The sequence below is a fragment of the Streptomyces sp. WM6378 genome, assembly GCF_001279695.1.
Taxonomy (GTDB): Bacteria; Actinomycetota; Actinomycetes; order Streptomycetales; family Streptomycetaceae; genus Streptomyces.
This window is the reverse complement of the sequence record NZ_LGDD01000106.1, coordinates 91371-112753: the sequence shown is the minus strand read 5'-3', so window position 1 is coordinate 112753 and position 21383 is coordinate 91371. Positions and strand designations below refer to the sequence as shown.

Below are 21383 nucleotides of genomic sequence, written 5' to 3'. Positions count from 1 at the left end.
CGTCATCGACCCCGCCGAGACCCGGGCCGTCCTCATCGCCTCACTGGCGATGCTCAAGACCAAACACGCCGACCTGCCGTCCCGCAAACACGGCAACCCACCCCAATAGCAAGGGAGTTCATGCCGTGAGCGCCAATGTTGTCGCACGTGATGCCGCCGTAGGCGATGAAGTCGTGGGTAACGCGGTCGTCCGGATAGAACGGGGCGAGGCCGGCCCCGAGGAGCTCGCCGCGATCACCGCGGTGCTCCTGGCGCGGGCCGCCGCCCTGACCGCCACCCCGGCCGCCGAGCGCGCCCGCGCCAGGGCGGGATGGCGCACCCCGGGCCACCGCGCGCCCCACTCCTGGCAGGGCTGAACTCCTCCCGCAGGGGCGGTCGTTGAGCCTGGGCCTTCCGTCCGCGCCATTTGTATGACCAGCGCCTTCGGTCTGTGGACAAGGTTATCCACAGGGGTGGTGGGAGATCTGTGATCGCGAAACCCTCAAGTCATGCGAGACACGAGCGAATCCCACGAATCCGAATCCCCTGAGCCCGACTCCCGCGAGGGTGAATCCTGTGGCTCCGAGTCCCGCGGCTCCGAGTCCCGCGGGTCCGGCTCCCGCGAATCCGAATCCCACGGCTCGTCGGGCGAGCCGCGGATCACCCTGCGCGGCCCGGCCGAACTGGCTGACGCACTGCCGTACTTGATGGGCTTCCATCCGACCGACTCGGTGGTGCTCGTCGCGTTGCACGGCGAGAGCGGCCGGTTCGGCGGTCGGGTCAGGGTGGGGCTGCCCGCCTCGCCGCAGGAGTGGTCCGACATCGCCGAACAGCTCGCCGACTGCCTGGTCACGGGGAGCGAGCGGCGCGGGCCACGGCCCGACGGCATCGTCGTCTTCCTCTGCCAGGACCCGTCGTCGGGCGGCACCGGACGCGAAGTGATGGAGCGGCTGCGGCCATTGGCCCAACGGCTTCGCGTCGCGTGCGGCGGCCTCGACGTCCCGGTACTCGAAGCGCTGTGCATTTCCGACGGCCGCTACTGGTCGTACTGCTGCCCGGACACCCGCTGCTGCCCACCGGAGGGCAACGTTCTCACCCTGCCGGGAACCTCCGTCATGGCGGCCGCCGCCACCTACGCGGGCATCCAAGTACGCGGCTCCCTGCGGGAGATGGAGGAACGGCTCGCACCCTGGCGGTCCGGGGCGGCGGACGAGCAGGAACGGGCCCTGGACGCCGCGGCCGCCGAGATGTTCCCCCGCATCCTGAGCGAGGGCGACCGGCGCACCGTGGCCGACGAGACGCTCGACCTGGCGGCCCGGCTCATGCGCCGGATCGCGCAGGCGCCCGCACCTGGCCGCGGCACGGACGCCCTCCCGGCGGCCGGCCGGGGGGTCGCCACCCTGCTCCTCGGCAGGAACGCGTCGGACGACCTGGACGACGGGCTCATCGCCCACGACGAGGCGGCGGCCCTGATCCTCGGCCTCCAGGACCGTACGACCCGGGACTGGGCCGCGGAGTGGATGGAGGGGCCGGAAGCAGGGCCGGCCCTGCGCCTGTGGCGGGCGCTGGCCCGCCGCTGCGTCGGCCCGTACGGCGACCATGCGGCGGCGCTGCTCACCCTGGCGGGCTGGGTCTCCTGGTCGACCGGTGACGACCCGAACGCCCGGGTGGCGTTCAGCCTCGCCCTGCGGGCGGACCCCGACTACCGCTTCGCCCAACTGCTGCACCGGGCCTGCAACGGAGGCCTCGACCCCGAGGAGTTGCGCGTCTGCCTGCGCGAGGAACGCGCCGCGAGGCTGGCCGGGGACGCTGTCGGCGAGGAGGAATCCGCAGACCCGCCCGCGCGCCGCGAGGTCCGTCCCGAGCCGCGCCGCAAGTCCACTCCGACCTCGCGAAGGAGCGCCAACAGCCCACATCGGCACGAGAGTTCGGGCCGCCCCGAGCCCGCCGGCCCCAAGCAGGCGAAGGTACGAGACCGGGTGCGCCGCCGAGGCGGCGAGCCGGTGAAACGGGAGAGGTGAAAGACGGCGCGGGCCGCTCCGTCCTGGAGTGCCGGGTCATGGGGGAGACGCGGGCCACCCGACCCTGGGCCGCGACCGGGGGGCGATCCGTCCGTGACCCGGTCGAGGCTCGTGGCGTTCACCCGAGTGGCGGCACGGCACCGGGCACCGGGCCGCACGGGCGGCAGCCTCCGCCAGGCCCACCATCGTCGCCCGGAACGGACAGCGAAGAAGGGTACCCATGGTGTTCACCGCCCCTCCCCGCACCGGCACCGGGAGCACACCGGGGCCGGTCCCGCCGAGAACGGCCGGGCCGCTCGGTGAGCTGCCCGCCGTGCACGCGGCCGTGATCTGCGTGGCCCTGCCCGGCCTCGCGGTGTCGCCGGAGCACGGACAGCTGACCGGGCAGGGCCTCGGAGGCTTCTACCAGCACGGCCGACGGCTGGTCTCCCGTTGCCAGTTGAGGGTGGCGGGCCGCGACCCGATCGCCGTGCAGGGCAGGTCGATATCGGCCGACCGTGCCCGCTTCCTCGCGGTGGTCCGCACCGCGGCGGACGGCGGGCCCGACCCCGAGATCGCCGTCGAGCGCCTTCGGCAGGCGGACGGCACGGAGCGGATCACCCTGAGCAGCTCGGCGGCCCGGCCGCTGAGGCTGCCGGTGGAGATCGCCCTCGGCACCGACTTGGCGGAGCTGGGCGCGGTGGCCGCCGGCCGCGCCGGGCCCGAACTGCCCGCCAGTGTCCACGGCTCGGGAATGCGCTGGACGTCGGGCGGCGCCCACTCGGCGGTGACCGCACAGCCACCGCCGACCGACGCGCTCGCGTCCGCCGGGGTGCTGCGCTGGGCCCTGGAACTGCCTCCGGGCGGCTCGTGCACGATCCAGCTGACCATCAGGACCGGCCGACCGGTGCGGCCGCCCGGACACGCCGCGAGCCCGCTGCCCTCGCCCCAGGAAGCCAGGGCCGAGGGCGACGACCCTCGGGTGGCGGTGCTGCTCCAGCACAGCATCGACGATCTGCGGGCGCTGCTGATCCGCGACCCGGCCCGCCCGGCCGACCTGTACGCGGCGGCCGGAGTCCCCTGGCGATGCGGTTCGGCACCGGCGGAGGCGCTCTGGGCGGCCCGGATGGCGCTGCCGCTGTCCACCCGGCTCGCGGCGGCCACCCTCCGCACCCTCGCGAGGACTCAACTCCCGGGTCCTGGAGCAGAGTTGGGGCGCATCCCGGGACCGTTCAGGGATGCGGGCCCCTACCTCCCGCCCAGCTGTTCGGGAGTGGAGGCCACCCTGGCCTTCCCGGTCGTGCTCGCGGAGGCGCGGCGCTGGGGCCTGCCGGAGCCGGCGGTGACCGAGCTGCTGCCCGCCGCCGAGCGCTGCCTGCACTGGCTGGCCACCGCCCTGGACGACAACGGCTACCTCGCCGAGACCGGCCCCGGGGCCGCCGGATTCGTACGCGCCGAGACCCAGGCCCACGTCCACCGGGCCGCGCTGCTCGGCGCGGAACTGCTGCGGGAGTGCGGCCGTCCCGGGGCCGACGCGTGGCTCGCGCGGGCCGGGGCGCTCAGGGACCGGTTCCGGGCCGAGTTCTGGCTGGACGACCTCGGCGGCGGCCGCCCCGCTGCCGCCCGCACCGCCGACGGCCGCCCGGTGCCGCTGCTCGGGGCGGGCGGCGCCCATCTGCTGGACACGGGGCTGCTCGGCGGCGGCCGGCTCGCGCCCGGGCTGCTCGACAAGGTGCAGACCGAACAGCTGGCCCGGCTGCTCGGCGGCCCCGCGATGGACTCGGGCTGGGGGCTGCGCGGGCTCGCCGCCAAGGAGCCCGGGTACAACCCGTTCGGGCACCGGGCAGGGGCGGTGCGGGTCCACGAGAGCGCCGTCGCCGTCGCGGGCCTTGCGGCCGCCGGGTACGAGAAGGAGGCCGTCTCCCTGCTGCGGGGCGTCCTGGCCGCCTCGGAGGCGTTCGGCCATCGGCTGCCCGAGATGTACGCGGGGGAGCAGCGCACCGCCGACAGCGTGCCCGTGCCGCATCCGGCCGCCTGCCGTCCGGCGGCGGTGGCGGCCGCGGCAGGCATCCAGCTGCTCACCACCCTGGCCGGGATCCGCCCGGACGCCCCGGCCGGATCGGTCGCGCTGGACCCGATGAGGTCGGCCCCGCTCGGCGCGGTCCGGCTCTCCGGCCTCAGCGTCGCGGGGGAGCCGTTCACGGTACGGATCAGCAGGCTCGGGGTCGGCATGGTCGAGCAGGCCGCCGAATGGCTCCAGTTGGGAGGCTGAGCGGGATGGGCGCAGCGGAAGGTGCGACGGGAGAAGAAGTGCCGGAGGGGTGTCGAGGGGAGTGTTTATCGTCAGGCAGACGACTATGATCGCCGCATGTCGCCCTACGACCCGTCGGCCTTTCCGCCCTTCGCCGTGACCGTCGACCTGGTCGTGCTGACCGTGCGCCGCCACGCGCTCTGCGCGCTCGTGGTGCGCCGCGGGGAGCCACCGTTCCAGGGGCGCTGGGCGCTACCCGGCGGATTCGTCCGCGACGACGAGGACCTCTCCACCGCGGCGGCCAGGGAACTCGGCGAGGAGACGGGGCTGTGTGCCTCGGACCCGTCGGCCCCGGCGCTCGCCAACGGCGCCCATCTCGAACAGCTCGCCACCTACGGCGACCCCCGGCGCGACCCCCGGATGCGGGTGGTCAGCGTGGCCCACCTCGCCCTCGCTCCCGACCTGCCCGCACCGCGCGCGGGCGGCGACGCGCACAGTGCGCGCTGGGCCCCCGTCGAGGACCTGCTCGGGCAGGAAGGCGGATTCGGCCGCGAAGGCGAGCAGCCCGCGCCGCTCGCCTTCGACCACGCCCAGATCCTGGCGGACGGGGTGGAACGCGCCCGGTCGAAGATCGAGTACTCCTCGCTGGCCACCGCCTTCTGCCCGGCCGAGTTCACCGTCGGCGAGCTGCGCCGGGTGTACGAGGCGGTGTGGGGCGTCGCCCTGGACCCGCGCAACTTCCACCGCAAGGTGACCGGCACCCCGGGCTTCCTGGTCCCGGCCGGCGGCACCACGACCCGGCAGGGCGGCCGCCCCGCCCAGCTGTTCCGGGCCGGCGGCGCCACGCTGCTCAACCCGCCGATGCTGCGCCCCGAGGTCTGACCCGAAGGAGAACGAGGGCCGAGGATCCGAGGGGGTCGGCGTCGGCCCCGGCGCCCACCCGGCTGCCAGGGACAGGGGCGTCCCAATCCCGGCCTGGGCATCCGGGCCGGATCAGATCGGGAGGTGTCCGCTCGTCCCGCCGTGGCCCCCAATGGCCTGACATCCGGGGCCACATCGCCCCAACCATGCACCAAAAGTCCAAAATGTCGCGTTATCTTGCTGCGGTACCCCGGCCTGCCGCCGAGCGGTCTCATCTACCGCGGGAGAAGCGATGCTCCAGGCAATCGGACTCACCAGTGCCCCCCGCCGAGATCGTCCGTCCGCCGTCGACGACCTCACCTTCGAGGCGAGACCCGGGCAGCTCACCGCCCTCCTTGGCCCCCCGGGCTCGGGGCGGACGACGGCCCTGCGTCTGATGCTCGAACTCGAACCGGGCCGGGGCGTCACCTACTTCCGCGGCCGCCCCTTGCACGAACTCGCCCACCCCGCCCGCGAAGTGGGCACCCTCCTCGGCGATGTGCCCGGTCACCCCGCACGCACCACCCGGGGACAGCTCAAGCTGATGTGCACCGTCGCGGGCGTCCCCGTGTCGCGCGCCGACGAAATGCTTGAGGTCGTCGGCCTCTCCGGCCTAGCCGACCAGCGCCTGGGCACCCTCTCGCTCGGCATGGACCGCCGCCTCGGCCTCGCCGCCGCACTCCTCGGCGACCCGCACACCCTCCTTCTCGACGAGCCCGCCGAGGGCCTCTCCCCCCGCGAGAACGCCTGGCTCTACGGACTCCTGCGCGGCCACGCCGGCCACGGCGGCACCGTCCTGTGCACCTTCGCCGACCCCAAGGAAGCGGCCCGGGTCGCCGACCGCGTCGTCACCATCGACGGCGGCCGGCTCGTCGCCGACCAGGACGCCACCCAGTTCGCCCGCACCCGGCTGCGGCCCCGCGTCGCCGTCGCCACCCCGCACGCCGCCCGCCTCGCCGCCCTGGTCGGCCGGGAGGCGCGCGCCGCCCAGCGGTCCGTCGAAGTGGTCGCCGAGGACGGCAACCACCTGTCGGTGTACGGCAGCAGCTGCGCGGAGGTCGGGGAGACGGCCTTCCGCAACGGCGTGCTGCTGCACCGCCTCGCCGACGAGATCGGCGACACCGGCCCGAGCGTCACCGTCCCACCCCAGGAACGGACCGGACCGCCCCGCGGTTCCCACCCCCTGCCCATCACCCGCAGGCCCGCCCGCACCCCGCTGCGCCCCCTGCGCTACGAACTGCGCAGACTCCTCGGCGTACGGACAACGTTCTTGCTGGCTGCGGGTGTTCTGGCGCTTTCGGCCGTCCTGTCCGTGCTGCTGGCCAGGGCCGGGCACGCCCCGCTGCCGCGGCTCCTCGCGGCCTGGCCCGGTCTGCTGCCGCTGCCGCCCGCCGCGCTCGGCGCGGGCCTGCTCGGCGCGCTCGCCTTCGGCGACGAGTACCGCTACCCGGCGCTCGCCGCCGACCGGGGCACCGTGCCGCGCCGGCTCGGCCTGCTCGGCGCCAAACTCGCCGTGACCGCCGGGGCCGCCCTCCTGCTCGCCGCGCTCGCCGCGGCGGTCGACTATCAGGTCCTGCGCCTGGTGTACGGCGGCGACATGGCGGGGCCGCCGCGCGAATGGCTCGCGTGGGGCGCCAGTTGGGCCGGTCTCACGGTCGGCTGCGCCTGGGCCGGGCTGCTCGCCGCCGGGATCTTCCGGGCCACCATCGCGGGCCTCGCCGCGGTCCTCGCCGTGCCCGTCGCCGTCGTACCGCTCCTGAGGAAGGCCGTCGACGGGCACTCGGTGCGCTCCGTCGCCGGGCTTCCCGACCGGCTGCGCGACCTGGCGTGGGTGCGGTGGCCGCACGTCCTCGACCACTGGCTCATCGCCGTCCTGCACCTGGTCGCCGAACCGGTCGGAGCCGCACTCGCGTTGTCGATCACCGTCCTGATCTGCGCATATCTGGTCACCGGCCTGCGCGCCAGGGCCCGTTGGTGAGGCACCGGCGACCAGAGAGCGAGCATCTGCCCAGAACTCCCTTGGGAATGCCCGCTTCTTTCCGATAAAGCGTCAATTGCGGGGCGGGCGGTGATCACCCTTTCGTGTGCTTTTCACCAAAGACCTCAAGGGGCACCGCGGTCCCGCCGACAAAGGGTGCATGAGCACCCTTGCGCACACCATGATGACCGCCCGCACCGCCGACGCCGGCCTCTCGGCCCCGGGCGAACTCGACCGCTACCCCTACGGGGAGGCGCGCCCCTCCGACCGGATCGGCACCCCCTCCTGGGACAGCGGGGACGCGGAACTCGGCCGGGTGGGCCGCCGCGCGGCAGGCAGCCGAGGCCGCGGCCTGCACGGTCAACTCGTCCAGCAGCTCGGCCAGATGATCGTCTCCGGCGACCTCGGCGCGGACCGCCCGCTCGTCCCCGAGGAGATCGGCCAGCGGTTCGAGGTCTCCCGCACGGTGGTCCGCGAGTCCCTGCGCGTGCTCGAGGCCAAGGGCCTGGTCAGCGCCCGGCCCAACGTCGGCACCCGGGTCCGGCCGGTCAGCGACTGGAACCTGCTGGACCCCGACATCATCGAGTGGCGCGCCTTCGGCCCCCAGCGCGACGACCAGCGCCGCGAGCTCGCCGAGCTGCGCTGGACCATCGAGCCGCTCGCCGCCCGCCTCGCCGCGGGCCACGGCCGTGAGGACATCCAGCAGCGGCTCGGCGACATGGTGGAGATCATGGGCCACGCCCTCGCCCAGGGGGACGCGATCACCTTCTCGCGGGCGGATGCCGAGTTCCACTCCCTACTGATCCAGCTCGCCGGCAATCGGATGCTGGAGCATCTCTCCGGGATCGTCTCGGCCGCGCTCCAGGTCTCCGGCTCCCCGGTCACCGGTTGTGACCGCCCCTCGGACGGCTCCCTCGCGCACCACGGGCGGATCGTGGACGCCCTCGCCAACGGCGACCCCATGGCGGCCGAGACGGCCGTACGTCAACTGCTCACCGTCCACCCGGAGGTGGAGCGGGTCGTCCCCGCGCCGCGCGAGCACTGATCGGAGCCCCGCCGGAGGTAGTGTGCCGCCGGATCCTGGAGGGGGTCCGGCGCACTCGATTACGGGGTATATGCCCCTTGTGACCCCTAGGTCGCCTTTGGAGTGTGACTCGGGCCACGAAGATTGCGCGTAACACTCCTCGGAACCATGCGATGACTTAAGAGGTAACAGCCGAGGAGGGAATACAGCGGCCATGCGTGGCGCTGTGCAGCTCCGAGGTTCAGCCCGCGCCCCCGGCACATTCCCAGCCGGTGGTCGTCGGCTCCGGCCCGATCCTGGGCGGGGCCGGAAGCCGTTTTCCATCGTTTCGAGAGGTTGTTCGTGTCGGCCAGCACATCCCGTACGCTCCCGCCGGAGATCGCCGAGTCCGAGTCTGTGATGGCGCTCATCGAGCGGGGAAAGGCTGATGGACAGATCGCCGGCGATGACGTGCGTCGGGCCTTCGAAGCCGACCAGATTCCGCCGACCCAGTGGAAGAATGTTCTGCGCAGCCTCAACCAGATCCTCGAGGAAGAGGGTGTGACGCTGATGGTCAGTGCCGCGGAATCACCGAAGCGCACACGCAAGAGCGTCGCAGCGAAGAGCCCGGCGAAGCGCACCGCCACCAAGACGGTCGCGGCCAAGACGACCGTGACCACCACCAGGACCGTCGCCGCCTCCGCGGCCCCGGCCGAGACCGTGGACGTATCGGCGGACGAGGCCGAGGACGCCCCCAGGAAGGCCGTCGCCAAGAAGGCGGCCGTCAAGAAGACCGCCGCCAAGAAGACGGTGGCCAAGAAGACCGCGGCGAAGAAGACCGCCGCCAAGAAGGGCGACGACGAAGAGGTCGTCGAGGGCGACGAGCTCCTTGAGGACGCCGCGCCCGGCAAGGGCGACGACGAGGAGCCCGAGGGCGAGAGCAAGGGCTTCGTCCTGTCCGACGAGGACGAGGACGACGCTCCGGCCCAGCAGGTCGCGGTCGCCGGAGCCACCGCCGACCCGGTCAAGGACTACCTGAAGCAGATCGGCAAGGTCCCGCTCCTCAACGCCGAGCAGGAGGTCGAGCTCGCCAAGCGCATCGAGGCCGGCCTGTTCGCCGAGGACAAGCTGGCGAACGCCGACAAGCTGGCGCCGAAGCTCAAGCGCGAACTGGAGATCATCGCCGAGGACGGCCGGCGCGCCAAGAACCACCTCCTGGAGGCCAACCTCCGTCTGGTGGTCTCGCTGGCCAAGCGCTACACCGGCCGCGGCATGCTCTTCCTGGACCTCATCCAGGAGGGCAACCTCGGTCTGATCCGCGCGGTCGAGAAGTTCGACTACACCAAGGGCTACAAGTTCTCCACGTACGCCACCTGGTGGATCCGTCAGGCGATCACCCGCGCCATGGCCGACCAGGCCCGCACCATCCGTATCCCGGTGCACATGGTCGAGGTCATCAACAAGCTCGCGCGCGTCCAGCGCCAGATGCTCCAGGACCTGGGCCGCGAGCCCACCCCGGAGGAGCTGGCCAAGGAGCTCGACATGACCCCTGAGAAGGTCATCGAGGTCCAGAAGTACGGCCGTGAGCCCATCTCGCTGCACACGCCCCTGGGTGAGGACGGCGACAGCGAGTTCGGTGACCTCATCGAGGACTCCGAGGCGGTCGTCCCGGCCGACGCGGTCAGCTTCACGCTCCTCCAGGAGCAGCTGCACTCGGTGCTCGACACCCTCTCCGAGCGTGAGGCGGGCGTGGTCTCCATGCGCTTCGGCCTCACCGACGGCCAGCCGAAGACGCTGGACGAGATCGGCAAGGTCTACGGCGTGACCCGCGAGCGGATCCGCCAGATCGAGTCCAAGACCATGTCGAAGCTGCGCCACCCGTCGCGCTCGCAGGTGCTGCGCGACTACCTCGACTAGGTCGCGGTCGTACGTCGTCGAGGGCCCGGTCTCCTTTGGGAGGCCGGGCCCTCGGGCGTATCCGCGGGTGCGGGGCGCGGCTCACTGAATGACGCTGGGTGTGCCTGTGTCACCGAGAGTCAGGAGACCCTATGCGCCGCTGTTTCGCCCGAGCCGTCACAGGGGCGGCCGCCCTTGCGGCCACCGGACTGGGGGTGCCGCCGCTCGCGGCCGCCGATGAGGTCGTCATCGGCGGGCAGCGGGTCGAGATCTCGGACAGCCCCTGGGTGGTGGCGCTGTCCAGCCGTGACCGGTTCGGAGGTACGCGTGCGGGCCAGTTCTGCGGGGGCGCGGTGGTCTCGCCCACCACGGTCCTGACGGCCGCGCACTGCCTGCGCCACGACGTCCTGGGCGTGGACGTGTCCCAGGTGCGGGACCTCAAGGTGATCGCGGGCCGCACCGAGCTGCGTTCGAACGCCGGCCAGGAGATCCGGGTGAGCGCCACGTGGGTCAACCCGGGCTACGACGCGGGGACCAACGTGGGCGACATGGCGGTGCTGACCCTGGCCACCCCGTTGCCCGCCTCGTACGTGATCACCGCGGCGCCGGCGGGGGACGCGGCGTACAAGCCGGGCGTCCGGGCCACGGTCTACGGCTGGGGCGACACGACGGGCGGCGGCAAGTACCCGACGGCGCTGCGTGCCGCCCCCGTCACGGTGTTGGACGACGGGGCCTGTGCGCGCGCCTACCCGCCGAACTCGGACGGTACGTACGAGGCGACCACCATGCTCTGCGCGGGCGACCCCAGGGGCGGCTACGACGCCTGTCAGGGCGACAGCGGTGGCCCGCTGGTGGCCCAGGGCCGGCTCATCGGTCTGGTCTCCTGGGGCAACGGCTGCGGACGGGCCGACAGCCCCGGGGTGTACACGCGGGTGTCAGGCGTGGCCAGGCCCGCCACGGACTGAGCGGCAGGAGAGCCGGCCGGACATGAGAACGGGCGGTCGCTCCCCCTGCACGGGGAGCGACCGCCCGTCGCCGGTCCTGGACCGGCCCTGGCTCGTCGTGATGCGAGGTCTCAGCGATCCTCGTCGCCTGCGGACTCGGGCACCGCCGTGAGGCGGTCCGTCTCGTCCTGTATGTCAGCGGCGATCTTCTTCAGTTCCGGCTCGAACTTACGTCCGTGATGAGCGCAGAAGAGCAGCTCGCCGCCGCTGGTCAGGACTACGCGAAGGTAGGCCTGTGCGCCGCAGCGGTCGCAACGGTCGGCGGCCGTCAGGGGGCTCGCGGGGGTCAGAACAGTAGTCACGTCGCCTCTTCTCTAGCTCGACGAGCTGTCGTACCAGGGTCAACATCCAACCAGGCCGAAAACGTTCCCGCTCGTGGCTTTTCCTCGAAAGTTCTTGGTCAAGGTGGCTGTCTGCTGCCGGTTGGCGGCGAATGAGCCGTATTGCGGAGCTTTACGGGTTTCGCGTTGCTTGTCTCGTTTGGCCCTCCCGGCGGGGTTGCCGGTTGTTCATGAGGACGTGCCCGGAGCCTAAATGGTTCATGCCTGAATGGGAACGTGATATCCGCATCACCCCCACGAGGGATCGAACATGTTTGCGACGCTGGACTAGCATGAGGATTCGCGAGGGTGGCGTTACAACGGCTCTACCAGGCCTCGGTACCCTCAGACCGGCGACCGACGCCGACCCCTTACCCACCAGGGGCGCAATTGAAATTCAGCGAGGAGCGAACTGCGTGACCGCCGAGACGTCCGTTCCGTCCACTGCGCTGCTGAGCGGGGCAGACCGCGACGGCTCCAACTACACCGCTCGGCATCTGCTCGTACTCGAAGGCCTCGAAGCGGTCCGTAAGCGACCCGGCATGTACATCGGGTCGACGGACAGCCGCGGTCTGATGCACTGCCTCTGGGAAATCATCGACAACTCCGTCGACGAGGCCCTGGGCGGCTACTGCGACCACATCGAAGTGATCCTGCACGACGACGCCTCCGTGGAGGTACGTGACAACGGCCGGGGCATCCCCGTCGACGTCGAGCCCAAGACCGGGCTCTCGGGCGTCGAGGTCGTCATGACCAAGCTGCACGCCGGCGGAAAGTTCGGCGGCGGCTCCTATGCCGCGTCCGGCGGCCTGCACGGCGTGGGCGCCTCCGTGGTGAACGCGCTCTCGGCCCGCCTCGACATCGAGGTCGACCGCACCACCACGCACTCGATCAGCTTCCGCCGGGGCGTGCCCGGCATCTTCACCGAGCAGGGCCCCGACGCGCCCTTCGACCCGGGCAGCGGGCTGCTCAAGGGCAAGCGCGTGCCCAAGGGCCGCACCGGCACCCGCATCCGCTACTGGGCCGACCGCCAGATCTTCCTCAAGGACGCCAAGCTCTCCCTTGACACGCTCTACCAGCGGGCCCGCCAGACGGCGTTCCTGGTGCCGGGCCTGACCATCGTCGTGCGCGACGAGCGCGGCCTCGACGGCGAGGGCAAGACCGAGGAGACGTTCCGCTTCGACGGCGGGATCAGCGAGTTCTGCGAGTACCTGGCCCAGGACAAGGCCGTCAACGACGTGCTGCGCCTGTCCGGCTCGGGCACCTTCAAGGAGACCGTCCCGGTCCTCGACGACCGCGGCCACATGACGCCCACCGAGGTCACCCGGGAGCTGGCCGTGGACATCGCGCTGCGCTGGGGCACCGGGTACGACACCAACCTCAAGTCGTTCGTGAACATCATCGCCACCCCCAAGGGCGGCACCCACGTCACCGGCTTCGAGCGCTCGGTCACCAAGACCGTCAACGAGGTGCTCCGCTCCGCCAAGATGCTGCGGGTCGCCGAGGACGACGTCGTCAAGGACGACGCCCTGGAGGGTCTCACCGCGGTCGTCACCGTGCGACTCGCCGAGCCGCAGTTCGAGGGCCAGACCAAGGAGGTCCTGGGCACGTCCGCGGCCAACCGGATCGTCGCCAACGTGGTCGCCAAGGAGCTCAAGGAGTTCCTGACCTCCACCAAGCGTGACGCGAAGACCCAGGCAAGGGCCGTCCTCGACAAGATCGTCGCGGCCGCCCGCACCCGCATCGCGGCCCGCCAGCACAAGGAGGCGCAGCGCCGCAAGACGGCGCTGGAGTCCTCCTCGCTGCCGGCCAAGCTGGCCGACTGCCGCAGCGACGACGTGGAGCGCAGCGAGCTGTTCATCGTCGAGGGAGACTCGGCGTTGGGCACCGCCAAGCTCGCGCGGAACTCCGAGTTCCAGGCGCTGCTGCCGATCCGCGGCAAGATCCTCAACGTTCAGAAGGCGTCGGTCTCCGACATGCTGAAGAACGCGGAGTGCGGCGCGATCATCCAGGTCATAGGGGCGGGCTCGGGCCGGACCTTCGACATCGACGCGGCGCGGTACGGCAAGATCGTGCTGCTCGTCGACGCCGATGTCGACGGCGCGCACATCCGGATCCTGCTGCTGACCCTCTTCCAGCGCTACATGCGCCCGATGGTCGAGGCGGGCCGGGTCTTCGCCGCGGTGCCGCCGCTGCACCGGATCGAGCTGGTCCAGCCCAAGAAGGGCCAGGACAAGTACGTGTACACGTACTCGGACAACGAACTGCGCACCACGCTGCTTGAGTTCCAGCGCAAGGGCGTCCGCTACAAGGACACCATCCAGCGCTACAAGGGCCTCGGCGAGATGGACGCCGACCAGCTGGCCGAGACCACGATGGACCCCCGGTTCCGCACCCTGCGCCGGATCAACATCGGCGATCTGGAAGCCTCCGAGCAGGTCTTCGACCTGCTGATGGGCAACGAGGTGGCGCCGCGCAAGGAGTTCATCACCAGCTCCGCCGCCACGCTGGACCGCTCGCGCATCGACGCGTGAGCCGCGCCTGACGAACGCCGGCCCGGGGACCCCCGGGCCGGCGTTCGCGCTCTCCACCCATGGGTGGAGAGCAAACCTCCACCCGCGATCCACCCCTGATCCGATGCCTCTGACCAGGTCGTTTCCGTAACTTCGTAGACGTACAGGCAGTCCGATTCCCGTGTTCCTGTCTTCTCGTCTTCTCGTAGTCCGGAGGCTTCGATGTCCGCGCTTTTCAACGTGCTGGTGGCAGTCGCGGTGGTGGCGCTGATCCTGGTCCGCCAGTTCAAGCCGCAGCAGCTGGGCGGCGACGGAAGGAAGTGGTGGCTCATTCCCGCCGTCCTGGTGTTCTTCGCGGTGAAGGACGGCGGCCTCATCGACCAGCACCACCAGGCCGGCTCGATGGCCCTGCTCGGCGCCGAGCTCGTGACCGGCGTGCTCATGGGCGTCGGCTGGGCCTGGACGTCGAGGATATGGACCGAGCCGGACGGCACGGTGTGGTCCCGCGGCACCAAGGCCACCGCCGGGATCTGGGTCCTGGGCATCGCCCTGCGCGTGGGGCTCGCGGCCCTCGGCGCGCTGGCCGGAATCCACATGGGCACCGGCGCCATCCTGGTTGCGCTGGCCGCCTCTCTGCTCGTCCGCGGCGCCATCCTGATGTGGCGGGCCCGCCCGGCCCTAGCGTCGTACGGTGTTGCTGCCGCAAGCCCCGCCCAGCAGGTGTGGAAGGACCGCGTGTGACCCTGGAGACCTGGCTCAGCTGGCCTTCGCGGGAAGCACTCTCCCGCGAGGGCCTGACCCGCGCCAGACGCAATCTCGCCCGGGGCATCAGGGCCGTGGTGTTCGGCGGGCTGCTCTGGTCCACGTTCAGCAGCAAGCAGGGCCCGGGGAACGGGGCGTGGACCTGGGCGGCGGGCGTGGCGCTCGTGCTGGGCTGCGTCCTGCTGGCCCGGGTGTTCTTCCGGTTCACCCTGGAGCACCGGCTCTGGCCCTCGCTGGGCACGCTCCTGCTGGTGATGGGAGCCGCCGCCGGCGCCAGGGCGGCGGGCTGGCCGGTGCTCGCGCTGGTTCTGTGGTGCGGCTGCGCGGTGACCGCCCTTGAACGACTGCCGCTGGGCGCCGCCGTGCCGTGTACGGCGGTGGCACTGGCCGCGTACAGCCTGGTCAACAACGACAACTGGCTGACCACGGCGGTGACCGCGGTGGGGCTCGGGCTCGCCGGATACGTGCTGCGCCTCGATGCCGAGGCCCGAGGCAGCGCACAGCGGCTGCTCTCCCAGGAGCGGGCCGCGCGGGCCGCCGAGGCGCAGTCGGCCGCGCTGGGCGAGCGGGCCAGGATCGCTCGCGAGATCCACGACGTACTGGCGCACAGCCTCTCCGCGCAGCTGGTGCACCTGGAGGCGGCGCGGCTGCTGATCGAGCGGGAGCCACCCGGAGAGTTCCGGGAGAAGATCCTCGAACGGGTGGTGGCCGCCCGGGGCATGGCGCGGGAAGGCCTGGCCGAGACCCGCCAGGCGCTGTCCGCGCTGCGCGGCGAGATGACCCCGGTGGAGGACTTCCTGCACACCCTGATCGAGGCATCCGGAGCCGGGACGGGGCTCGCTCCGGGCGCCCGGGTGCAGGTGGAGGGGGAGCGCAGGGCGCTGCCCGCGGAGGCCTCGCAGGCCGTGCGCAGAGTGGCGCAGGAGGCCCTGACGAACGTGCGCAAGCACGCGCCGGGCGCGGTCGTCGCCGTACGGCTGGAATACCTGCCGGACGAAGTGGCCCTGGAAGTACGGGATTCGGGCGGGAGCAAACGGGCGGGCGAGCTCGCTGTCAGTGGTTCCGGATACGGTTTGCTGGGGATGAGGGAGCGCGCGGAACTGCTCGGCGGGACGCTGGAGGCCGGGCCGGACGAGGAGGGCTTCGTGGTGAGACTGAGGGTGCCCGCATGACCGGGAGCGGGCGCGGGGCACGGGGGACGATCAGGGTGGTCGTGGCCGACGACCAGTCCGTGGTGCGCGAGGGAATCGTGATGCTGCTCGGGCTGCTGCCCGGCATCGAGGTCGTCGGATCGGCACGGGACGGCGAGGAGGCGGTCGCCCTCACGGCCGAACTGGCTCCGGACATCGTCCTGATGGACCTGCGCATGCCGCGCTGCGACGGGGTCGAGGCGACCCGCCGCATCCGGGCCGGGCATCCCGGCACCGAGGTGGTGATCCTGACGACGTACGCGGACGACGACTCGCTCTTCCCGGCCCTGCAAGCCGGAGCACGGGGCTATCTCACCAAGGACGCCGGGGGCGAGGAGATCGTCAAGTCGATAGAGGACGTGCTGGCCGGGCAGGCCGGGCTCGCCCCCGCCGTACAGCGCCGGCTCCTGGAACGGGTGACCGCGCCTCCGCCCGTCCCTTCCGCGCCTGCCGAGCTGCCCGACGGGCTCACCGTCCGCGAGGGCGAGGTGCTGGGGCTGGTGGCCGAAGGGATGTCCAACCCCGAGATCTCGCGGGCCCTGCACATCTCGACGGCCACCGTGAAGACACACATCAACAACATCTTCGGCAAGACCGGGGTGCGCGACCGAGCGCAGGCCATGCGGTACGCCTACCTGCACGGCCTCGCCCAGCCACCGCGCGGCTAGGGGTCCTGAGGCCGCGCCATCACCTAATGGAGTGAAGCGGGGGCATAGGAGAGTCCAGAGCCCGCCCCTCTGCCCATCCTTGGGCCACGCGGCCGAACGGGGCTGTGGGCAAGGAGAGTTGTGCGGTGGAGAAGCAGGAAGGGCGTGATCCCGCGGAGGCGCGGATCGACGACCCCTGGTATGACGCCCTCGCCTCCGGGTGGGGCGAGCTGGACGGCGAGACGGTGCCCGCGACCGTGCCCGTACAGCATGACGGCGACGACGGCTGGCTCAGCCCGGCCGAGATCTATCTTCAAGTGCACCGAAGCGCCGCGTTCCAGGAGGTGCGCCGTCGCTACCGCCGCTTCGTCGTCCCGGCCGCCCTCGCCTTCTTCGCCTGGTACTTGGCCTATGTGATCACCGCGGTCAGCGCCCCCGGCCTCATGGCCCGCCCGGTGGCCGGCGCGGTGAACGTGGCGATGGTCGCCGGGCTGGCCCAGTTCCTCACCACCTTCCTGCTGACCTGGGCGTACGCACGTCATGCGCGGCTGCGCCGGGACCGGGCCGCGCTGGAGCTGCGCTGGGTCGTGTTCGAGCAGAACCAGCAGAACAATCAGCAGCACAGCGGACCGAACCAGCAGGCCGAACAGGGGCGCGGTGCCCGGGGGACCGGCGGACGGGGCACGACACGGGGGACCAACAAGTGATCGTCGGCGGGGACCAACAGACTCTGGCGCTGTTCCTTTTCAGCGCGTTCGTGGCGGCGACGCTCGCCATCACCACCTGGGTCAGCCGGAACCGGCGCGGCTCGGCCGAGGAGTTCTACACCGGCGGGCGCCTGTTCTCGCCCATGGAGAATGGTTTTGCCATCGCGGGCGACTACATGTCGGCCGCCTCCTTCCTCGGCATCTCCGGACTGATCGCGCTCTACGGCTACGACGGAATGCTGTACTCCGTGGGCTTCCTCGTCGCCTGGCTGGTGGTGCTGCTCCTGGTCGCCGAACTGGTCCGCAACTGCGGCAGGTTCACCCTGGCCGACGTGGTCGCGGCCCGGATGAGCGAGCGCCCGGTGAGGATCGCGGCGGGAACTTCTTCGGTCACCGTGTCCGTTCTCTATCTGGTGGCGCAGATGGTCGGCGCGGGGAGCCTGGTCGCCCTGCTGCTCGGCGGCACCAGCGATGCCGCGCGGAGCTGGACGGTCGTCGGGGTCGGCGCCCTGATGGTGGTCTATGTGTCGCTCGGCGGGATGCGGGCCACCACCTGGATCCAGATCGTGAAGGCCGTCCTGCTCATGGCCGGCACGATCACCCTCACCGTGCTGGTGCTGCTGCACTTCCACGGCGACATCAATCTGCTGCTGAACTCGGCGGCCGAACACAGCGGCCACGGAAAGGAGTTCCTCTCACCCGGCCTCAAGTACGGCGGGGACTGGACGGCGCGGTTCGACTTCATCAGCCTGGGGCTCGCCCTGGTCCTCGGCACGGCCGGACTGCCGCACATCCTCTCGCGCTTCTACACCGTGCCGACCGCGCGGGCCGCCCGCCGCTCGGTCGTCTGGTCCATCGGCCTCATCGGGGGCTTCTACCTGATGACGATCGTGCTCGGCTTCGGCGCGGCCGCGCTGGTCGGCTCGGCCGAGGTCAAGGCTTCGAATCCGGCGGGGAACACGGCCGTAGCCCTGCTCGCCCACCACCTGGGCGGGGGCGCCGGTTCCACAGGCGGAACGGTTCTCTTCGCCGTGGTCGCCGCCGTCGCCTTCGCCACGATCCTCGCCGTGGTCGCGGGCATCACCCTCGCGTCCTCGGCGTCCGTCGCCCACGACCTGTACGCCTCGCTCCGGCGTCGGCACGCCAAGCAGCGCAGCGAGGTGGCGGTCGCGCGCGTCGCGGCGGTGGGGATCGGGGCGGCGGCCATCGCCCTCGGCCTCCTCGCCCGGGACCTCAATGTGGCCTTCCTGGTCGGCCTGGCCTTCGCGGTGGCCGCCTCCGCGAACCTTCCGGTGCTGCTGTACTCGCTGTTCTGGCGGAACTTCACGACGAGGGGCGCCGTGTGGGCGGTCTACGGCGGCCTGGTCCCGGCGCTTGTCCTGGTGCTGGTCTCGCCCGTGGTCTCGGGCAGCCCCGAATCTCTCTTCCCCGACGTGGACTTCCAGTTCTTCCCGCTGCAGAACCCGGGGCTCGTCTCCATCCCGCTGGGATTCGTCGCGGGCTGGCTCGGCGCGGTGACCTCGCGCGAAATGCCGGACGAGGCGAAGAACGCGGAGGCGGAGGTACGGGCCCTGACGGGGGCGGGCGCGGTGTAGCCCCCGTCCCCGCGCCGACTCCGGGTTCGGCGTGAGTCAACTCTGCTCATGGCAAGGGGAGTTGATCCTCACACCATCCATGCGTACCGATGTTCCGGGCGTCCCGTCTCTCCGTACCGCAGGGTCAGACGGAGGCGGCCGGACTGTTCCAGGAGACGGAGATAGCGCTGGGCGGTGGAGCGGCTCAGGCCGGTCCGGTCGGCGACCTCGTGGGCGGAGAGCGGGTGGTCCGCGGTGTGCAGCACGTCGCGGATGAGCTCCGCGGTCGGCACCGAGTGGCGGCTGGGCAGCCCGGTGCGCAGGGCCGCGAAGATCCGGTCGACCTGCTCCTGGTCCTGGGCGGCGGGCCCGCCGCCGGCCGTCCCCGCCGCCCGGTCCACCGTGCGCCGCAGGGTCGCGTACGAGTCGAGTTTGGCCCGGAGTCCGGCGAAGGTGAACGGCTTGACCAGGTAGTGCAGGGCGCCGTGGCGCATCGCGGCCTGGACGGTCGCTACGTCGCTCGCCGACGTCACCATGATCACGTCGGTGTGGTGGCCCAGCTGACGCATCCGGCGGACCAGGCTGAGCCCGGTCTCGTCGGGCAGGAAGTGGTCGAGCAGGACGAGGTCGATGCGGTGGCGTTCCAGCGTGGCCAGCGCCTGGGCGGCGTTGTGCGCCCGCGCCGCGACCCGGAACCCGGGAACCTTGCCGACGTACGCCGCGTTGATCTCAGCGACACGGAAGTCGTCGTCCACGACCAGGACGTCGATCAAGACGCTCTCCTCCTCCGTGCCCGCTCTTCGAACCCCGCAGTTGTATCGCGCGCAAAACGAGCACAACAGGGGTTTGCGAGCAGAAGTGTGTCTTGAGACCACAAGGCTGACGCCATGGCGCGGGCCGCATCTACGGTCCCGCTCCATGAACACAGACACCAGCCCCGCCATCGAGCTGAGGGGCGCCGGCAAGGCGTTCCGCACGCCGTCGGGGACGCTGCACACCGCCGTGCGGGAGCTCGATCTGACCGTGCGGCAGGGCGAGTTCGTGGCCGTCGTCGGCCCCACCGGCTGCGGGAAATCGACCACGCTGACCCTGGTCAGCGGCCTGGAGGAGCCCACCGAGGGCGAGGTCCTGGTGGCCGGGGAGCCTGTCGAGGGCATCGGCGACAAGGTCGGTTTCGTCTTCCAGCAGGACGCCGTCTTCCCCTGGCGCACCGTGCTCTCCAACGTCATGGCGGGCCCGCGCTTCCGCGGCGTACCCAAGGCCGAGGCGAGGGAGGCGGCCCGTGCCTGGCTGGCCAGGGTCGGCCTGTCGGCGTTCGAGGACCGCTATCCGCACCAGCTCTCGGGCGGCCAGCGCAAGCGCGTCGCGCTGGCCGCGACCTTCGTCAACGACCCCCGGATCCTGCTGATGGACGAGCCGTTCTCGGCCCTCGACGTGCAGACCAGGGCCCTGATGTCGGACGAGCTCCTCGACCTGTGGTCCGGCACCGGAGCCTCCGTCGTGTTCGTCACGCACGACCTGGAGGAGTCCATCGCGCTTGCCGACCGGGTCGTCGTGATGACGGCGGGACCCGCCACCGTGAAGCGGATCTTCGACATCGACCTGCCGCGCCCCCGCAGGGTCGAATCGGTGCGCCTGGAACCCCGGTTCATCGAGATCTACCGGGAGATCTGGGAATCGCTCGGCGAAGAGGTCCGCATCACCAGGGAGCGGGGTGCCGCCGATGTCGCCTGACACCGTCGCCGCCCTCGGGGTCAAGCCCGGGACCCGTACCCAGGCTCGCGCCCGGGCCGCCCGCAACCGTCGGCTCCTGGTGCACGGCAGCCGGGTCCTGCTCCTGGCGCTGGTCGTGGCGCTCTGGGAGATCCTGGCCCGTGCCGAGATCATCGACCCGTTCAACTTCTCGATGCCGTCCGCCATCGGGGACCAGATCCGCGAGTGGGCCGTGCACGGCACCGCGCAGGGATCGCTCTGGGAACAGATCTGGTACACCCTCTACGAGGCGCTGCTCGGCTGGGTCCTGGGGGTCACGGCGGGTGTCGTGCTCGGCATCACGCTGGGCCGGATCCGGTTCCTCGCCGATGTCCTCGGCCCGTACATCAAGGTGCTCAACGCCATTCCGCGCATCGTGCTCGCGCCGGTCTTCCTGATCTGGTTCGGCCTCGGACCGGCCTCGAAGGTCGCATCCGCCGTCGTGCTCGTGTTCTTCCCGGTCTTCTTCAACGCCTTCCAGGGGGCGCGCGAGGTCGACCGCAACCTGGTGAACAACGCCCGCATCCTGGGCGCGAGCAACCGCCGGGTCACCCTTCAGGTGGTCATCCCCTCCGCCACCTCCTGGATCTTCACCAGCCTCCATGTCAGCTTCGGCTTCGCGCTGATCGGCGCGATCGTCGGCGAGTACATCGGCGCCACCAAGGGGCTCGGCCTCCTGGTGGCCGCCTCGCAGGGGACCTTCAACGCCGCCGGGGTGTACGCGGCGATGGCCATCCTCGCGGTCGTCGCGCTGCTCACCGAGGGGCTGCTCACCTTCGCCGAGCGGCGGCTGTTCCGCTGGCGCCCGGCCGAGGCCGGCACCGAACGCTGACCGGCCCGAGGGGCGACCGACGCCGAGCGCCGACGGGCTCCCGCGCGCCCCATATCCGTACCGAACAATGATCAC

General features: G+C 71.6%; 18 protein-coding genes. 16 read left to right on the top strand and 2 right to left on the bottom strand.

Annotated elements, in window-relative coordinates:
* Nucleotides 1-173: 173 nt before the first annotated feature.
* From ADK54_RS11820 to ADK54_RS11785, 8 genes are all read left to right on the top strand, one after another.
* On the top strand, nucleotides 174-356 hold the full coding sequence (locus ADK54_RS11820) for an acyl-CoA carboxylase epsilon subunit (protein ID WP_053725529.1): 183 nt from the start codon (nucleotides 174-176) through the stop codon (nucleotides 354-356).
* 132 nt (nucleotides 357-488) lie between these two features.
* Complete coding sequence (locus ADK54_RS11815) at nucleotides 489-2000, top strand: DUF4192 domain-containing protein (RefSeq protein WP_053725528.1); 1512 nt, start codon at nucleotides 489-491, stop codon at nucleotides 1998-2000.
* A gap of 220 nt (nucleotides 2001-2220) precedes the next feature.
* On the top strand, nucleotides 2221-4251 hold the full coding sequence (locus tag ADK54_RS11810) for a glycogen debranching N-terminal domain-containing protein (RefSeq protein ID WP_078966315.1): 2031 nt from the start codon (nucleotides 2221-2223) through the stop codon (nucleotides 4249-4251).
* Nucleotides 4252-4347: 96 nt separating this feature from the next.
* Nucleotides 4348-5112: an NUDIX hydrolase gene (locus ADK54_RS11805; RefSeq protein ID WP_053725527.1), complete on the top strand. Its 765-nt coding sequence runs from the start codon at nucleotides 4348-4350 to the stop codon at nucleotides 5110-5112.
* Nucleotides 5113-5383: 271 nt separating this feature from the next.
* Entirely contained in the window at nucleotides 5384-7108 is a 1725-nt protein-coding gene (locus tag ADK54_RS11800; RefSeq protein ID WP_053725526.1) for an ATP-binding cassette domain-containing protein, read from the top strand.
* A 160-nt stretch (nucleotides 7109-7268) separates the two neighbouring features.
* Nucleotides 7269-8153, top strand: coding sequence for a FadR/GntR family transcriptional regulator (locus ADK54_RS11795; protein WP_078966314.1), 885 nt, complete (start codon nucleotides 7269-7271; stop codon nucleotides 8151-8153).
* A gap of 321 nt (nucleotides 8154-8474) precedes the next feature.
* Nucleotides 8475-10028 carry an RNA polymerase sigma factor gene (locus tag ADK54_RS11790; RefSeq protein WP_053725543.1) on the top strand — a complete coding sequence of 518 codons (1554 nt, stop codon included), beginning with the start codon at nucleotides 8475-8477 and terminating at the stop codon, nucleotides 10026-10028.
* A 131-nt stretch (nucleotides 10029-10159) separates the two neighbouring features.
* Nucleotides 10160-10972, top strand: coding sequence for a S1 family serine peptidase (locus ADK54_RS11785; protein WP_053725524.1), 813 nt, complete (start codon nucleotides 10160-10162; stop codon nucleotides 10970-10972).
* A 110-nt stretch (nucleotides 10973-11082) separates the two neighbouring features.
* On the opposite strand, the gene ADK54_RS11780 is transcribed toward ADK54_RS11785, so the two are convergent.
* Complete coding sequence (locus ADK54_RS11780; RefSeq protein WP_053725523.1) at nucleotides 11083-11313, bottom strand: DUF7455 domain-containing protein; 231 nt, start codon at nucleotides 11311-11313, stop codon at nucleotides 11083-11085.
* Nucleotides 11314-11747: 434 nt separating this feature from the next.
* Here ADK54_RS11780 and ADK54_RS11775 point away from each other — a divergent pair, with 434 nt between their 5' ends.
* From ADK54_RS11775 to ADK54_RS11750, 6 genes are all read left to right on the top strand, one after another.
* Complete coding sequence (locus ADK54_RS11775) at nucleotides 11748-13865, top strand: DNA gyrase/topoisomerase IV subunit B (protein ID WP_053725522.1); 2118 nt, start codon at nucleotides 11748-11750, stop codon at nucleotides 13863-13865.
* Nucleotides 13866-14066: 201 nt separating this feature from the next.
* Nucleotides 14067-14585, top strand: a complete 519-nt coding sequence (locus ADK54_RS11770; protein WP_053725521.1) for a hypothetical protein — start codon at nucleotides 14067-14069, stop codon at nucleotides 14583-14585.
* Nucleotides 14582-15778, top strand: a complete 1197-nt coding sequence (locus ADK54_RS11765) for a sensor histidine kinase (protein ID WP_053725520.1) — start codon at nucleotides 14582-14584, stop codon at nucleotides 15776-15778. Before ADK54_RS11770 ends, ADK54_RS11765 begins: the two co-directional genes overlap by 4 nt.
* Nucleotides 15775-16464 (top strand): response regulator transcription factor, encoded by a 690-nt coding sequence (locus ADK54_RS11760; RefSeq protein ID WP_053725519.1) that lies wholly within the window; start codon nucleotides 15775-15777, stop codon nucleotides 16462-16464. Before ADK54_RS11765 ends, ADK54_RS11760 begins: the two co-directional genes overlap by 4 nt.
* Nucleotides 16465-16589: 125 nt before the next feature.
* Entirely contained in the window at nucleotides 16590-17150 is a 561-nt protein-coding gene (locus ADK54_RS11755; protein WP_053725518.1) for a DUF485 domain-containing protein, read from the top strand.
* Entirely contained in the window at nucleotides 17147-18745 is a 1599-nt protein-coding gene (locus tag ADK54_RS11750) for a cation acetate symporter (protein WP_234392015.1), read from the top strand. The genes ADK54_RS11755 and ADK54_RS11750 overlap by 4 nt, the downstream gene beginning before the upstream one ends.
* 68 nt (nucleotides 18746-18813) lie before the next feature.
* Here the strand turns inward: ADK54_RS11750 and ADK54_RS11745 are convergent, their stop codons facing one another.
* Nucleotides 18814-19497, bottom strand: coding sequence for a response regulator (locus ADK54_RS11745; RefSeq protein ID WP_053725517.1), 684 nt, complete (start codon nucleotides 19495-19497; stop codon nucleotides 18814-18816).
* Between the two features lie 145 nt (nucleotides 19498-19642).
* On the opposite strand from ADK54_RS11745, the gene ADK54_RS11740 reads away from it, so the two are divergent.
* Nucleotides 19643-20458, top strand: coding sequence for an ABC transporter ATP-binding protein (locus tag ADK54_RS11740; protein ID WP_053725516.1), 816 nt, complete (start codon nucleotides 19643-19645; stop codon nucleotides 20456-20458).
* Nucleotides 20448-21308: an ABC transporter permease gene (locus ADK54_RS11735; RefSeq protein ID WP_053725541.1), complete on the top strand. Its 861-nt coding sequence runs from the start codon at nucleotides 20448-20450 to the stop codon at nucleotides 21306-21308. The genes ADK54_RS11740 and ADK54_RS11735 overlap by 11 nt, the downstream gene beginning before the upstream one ends.
* Nucleotides 21309-21383: the final 75 nt, after the last annotated feature.

What these genes read in the sequence shown, in the direction of transcription:
- ADK54_RS11785 (WP_053725524.1), top strand. Translation starts at nt 10,160, where the DNA reads ATGCGCCGCTGTTTCGCCCGAGCCGTCACAGGGGCGGCCGCCCTTGCG.
- ADK54_RS11760 (WP_053725519.1), top strand. Translation starts at nt 15,775, where the DNA reads ATGACCGGGAGCGGGCGCGGGGCACGGGGGACGATCAGGGTGGTCGTG.
- ADK54_RS11770 (WP_053725521.1), top strand. Translation starts at nt 14,067, where the DNA reads ATGTCCGCGCTTTTCAACGTGCTGGTGGCAGTCGCGGTGGTGGCGCTG.
- ADK54_RS11810 (WP_078966315.1), top strand. Translation starts at nt 2,221, where the DNA reads ATGGTGTTCACCGCCCCTCCCCGCACCGGCACCGGGAGCACACCGGGG.
- ADK54_RS11740 (WP_053725516.1), top strand. Translation starts at nt 19,643, where the DNA reads ATGAACACAGACACCAGCCCCGCCATCGAGCTGAGGGGCGCCGGCAAG.
- ADK54_RS11735 (WP_053725541.1), top strand. Translation starts at nt 20,448, where the DNA reads ATGTCGCCTGACACCGTCGCCGCCCTCGGGGTCAAGCCCGGGACCCGT.
- ADK54_RS11815 (WP_053725528.1), top strand. Translation starts at nt 489, where the DNA reads ATGCGAGACACGAGCGAATCCCACGAATCCGAATCCCCTGAGCCCGAC.
- ADK54_RS11795 (WP_078966314.1), top strand. Translation starts at nt 7,269, where the DNA reads ATGAGCACCCTTGCGCACACCATGATGACCGCCCGCACCGCCGACGCC.
- ADK54_RS11800 (WP_053725526.1), top strand. Translation starts at nt 5,384, where the DNA reads ATGCTCCAGGCAATCGGACTCACCAGTGCCCCCCGCCGAGATCGTCCG.
- ADK54_RS11805 (WP_053725527.1), top strand. Translation starts at nt 4,348, where the DNA reads ATGTCGCCCTACGACCCGTCGGCCTTTCCGCCCTTCGCCGTGACCGTC.